Origin of the sequence: Psychrobacter faecalis, assembly GCF_016107575.1 — a bacterium.
Taxonomy (GTDB): Bacteria; Pseudomonadota; Gammaproteobacteria; order Pseudomonadales; family Moraxellaceae; genus Psychrobacter; species Psychrobacter faecalis.
In genome coordinates, this window is record NZ_JABAST010000073.1 from 1 (window position 1) to 3,084 (window position 3,084).

Below are 3,084 nucleotides of genomic sequence, written 5' to 3' on the forward strand. Positions count from 1 at the left end.
GCCACACTACCATTGGCGCGATGATGTTTCACTTCTGAGTTCGGGAAGGGATCAGGTGGTACCATCATGCTATTGTCGTCAGCAAAGGGGGTTAGATATGAGTCTGTGTGTTTAAATGACTAGTGTCATCTTAATCCAACTGAATCAAGGATTAAGGTGATATCGAAATAATTAGACTTGATACAAACCACTTGGGTGTTGTATGGTCAAGCCAAACGAGCAATTAGTACAGGTTAGCTACACACATCGCTGTGCTTCCACACCCTGCCTATCAACGTCCTAGTCTTGAACGGCTCTTTAGGGAAATCTAATCTTGAGGTGGGCTTCCCGCTTAGATGCTTTCAGCGGTTATCCCATCCGAACGTAGCTACCGGGCAATGCCATTGGCATGACAACCCGAACACCAGTGGTTCGTCCACTCTGGTCCTCTCGTACTAGGAGCAGATCCTCTCAAATTTCCAACGCCCACGGTAGATAGGGACCGAACTGTCTCACGACGTTCTAAACCCAGCTCGCGTACCTCTTTAAATGGCGAACAGCCATACCCTTAGGACCTGCTTCAGCCCTAGGATGAGATGAGCCGACATCGAGGTGCCAAACACCGCCGTCGATATGAACTCTTGGGCGGTATCAGCCTGTTATCCCCAGAGTACCTTTTATCCGTTGAGCGATGGCCCTTCCATACAGAACCACCGGATCACTAAGACCTACTTTCGTACCTGCTCGACTTGTGGGTCTCGCAGTTAAGCGCGCTTTTGCCTTTATACTCTATGAACGATTTCCGACCGTTCTGAGCGCACCTTCGTACTCCTCCGTTACTCTTTAGGAGGAGACCGCCCCAGTCAAACTACCCACCATACATTGTCCTCGGTATTGTTATACCTGAGTTAGAACCCCGACATGACCAGGGTGGTATTTCAAGGATGGCTCCACCAAGACTAGCGTCTCGGCTTCAAAGCCTCCCACCTATCCTGCACAAGTCAGGTCAAAGTTCAATGTAAAGCTGTAGTAAAGGTTCACGGGGTCTTTCCGTCTAGCCGCGGGTACACAGCATCTTCACTGCGATTTCGATTTCACTGAGTCTCTGCTGGAGACAGCGCTGCCATCATTATGTCATTCGTGCAGGTCGGAACTTACCCGACAAGGAATTTCGCTACCTTAGGACCGTTATAGTTACGGCCGCCGTTTACTGGGGCTTCGATCAAGAGCTTCGCATACGCTAACCCCATCAATTAACCTTCCAGCACCGGGCAGACATCACACCCTATACGTCCACTTTCGTGTTTGCAGAGTGCTGTGTTTTTAATAAACAGTTGCAGCAGCCTGGTATCTGCGACTGCCAACAGCTCAAGGAGCAAGTCCTATCACCATCGGCAGCGTACCTTCTCCCGAAGTTACGGTACCATTTTGCCTAGTTCCTTCAGCAGAGTTCTCTCAAGCGCCTTGGTATTCTCTACCTGATCACCTGTGTCGGTTTAGGGTACGATTCGTTTATAACTATTGCTTAGAAGCTTTTCCTGGAAGCATGGTATTTGCCACTTCACGGTACAAGTACCGCTTGCTATCAGATCTCAGCCGTATTACAGTCCGGATTTGCCTAAACTGTAAGCCTACATCCTTTCACCTGGACAACCAACGCCAGGCTGACATAACCTACTCCGTCCCTCCATCGCATTATAAACAAGTATCGGAATATTAACCGATTTCCCATCGACTACGCCTTTCGGCCTCGCCTTAGGGGTCGACTCACCCAGCCCCGATTAACGTTGGACTGGAACCCTTGATCTTCCGGCGTGCGAGCTTTTCACTCGCATTATCGTTACTCACGTCAGCATTCGCTCTTGTGATACCTCCAGCATGCTTTACAACACACCTTCACAGGCTTACACAACGCTCCCCTACCACTTGAAAACAAATTCAAATCCGCAGCTTCGGCTCCTAGTTTGAGCCCCGTTACATCTTCCGCGCGGGCCGACTCGACTAGTGAGCTATTACGCTTTCTTTAAAGGATGGCTGCTTCTAAGCCAACCTCCTAGCTGTCTATGCCTTCCCACCTCGTTTCCCACTTAACTAGGAATTTGGGGCCTTAGCTGGCGGTCTGGGTTGTTTCCCTCTCCACAATGGACGTTAGCACCCACTGTGTGTCTCCCGGATATCACTCATCGGTATTCGGAGTTTGCATCGGTTTGGTAAGTCGGTATGACCCCCTAGCCGAAACAGTGCTCTACCCCCAATGGTGTTCGTCCGAGGCGCTACCTAAATAGCTTTCGGGGAGAACCAGCTATCACCGAGTTTGATTAGCCTTTCACCCCTATCCACAAGTCATCCCCTGGCTTTTCAACGACAGTGGGTTCGGTCCTCCGGTGCCTGTTACGGCACTTTCAACCTGCTCATGGATAGATCACTCGGTTTCGGGTCTATACCCTGCAACTAATCGCCCTATTAAGACTCGGTTTCCCTACGGCTCCCCTAAACGGTTAACCTTGCTACAGAATATAAGTCGCTGACCCATTATACAAAAGGTACGCGGTCACCCTAATAAATTAAGGCTCCCACTGCTTGTACGCACACGGTTTCAGGTTCTATTTCACTCCCCTCACAGGGGTTCTTTTCGCCTTTCCCTCACGGTACTGGTTCACTATCGGTCAGTCAGGAGTATTTAGCCTTGGAGGATGGTCCCCCCATCTTCAAACAGGATTTCTCGTGCCCCGCTCTACTTAATATGTTAATGCTAATGTTTCGAATACAGGACTATCACCTACTACGGTCAGCTTTCCCACGCTGTTCTTCTACATTAGTATTAATCGGCTTCTCCCCGTTCGCTCGCCGCTACTAGGGGAATCTCAATTGATGTCTATTCCTAAGGGTACTGAGATGTTTCACTTCCCCTCGTTCGCCTCTTATATAAATATAAGATAGCTAGCTTATGCTAGCTGGGTTTCCCCATTCAGAAATCTCCGGATCACAGGATATTGCCGCCTCCCCGAAGCTTATCGCAGGCTGTCACGTCTTTCATCGCCTCTGACTGCCAAGGCATCCACCATGTGCGCTTCATTACTTGACCATACAACCCCAAGTAGTCTT

Annotated in this window: 2 rRNA genes; both read right to left on the reverse strand. The window is 49.6% G+C overall.

Features of this window, described 5'->3' with window-relative positions:
- Nucleotides 1-83 (reverse strand): 5S ribosomal RNA (rrf, locus tag JFC07_RS12925); the annotation flags it as partial.
- A gap of 119 nt (nt 84-202) precedes the next feature.
- A 23S ribosomal RNA gene (locus JFC07_RS12930) occupies nt 203-3,064 on the reverse strand.
- Nucleotides 3,065-3,084 lie beyond the last annotated feature (20 nt).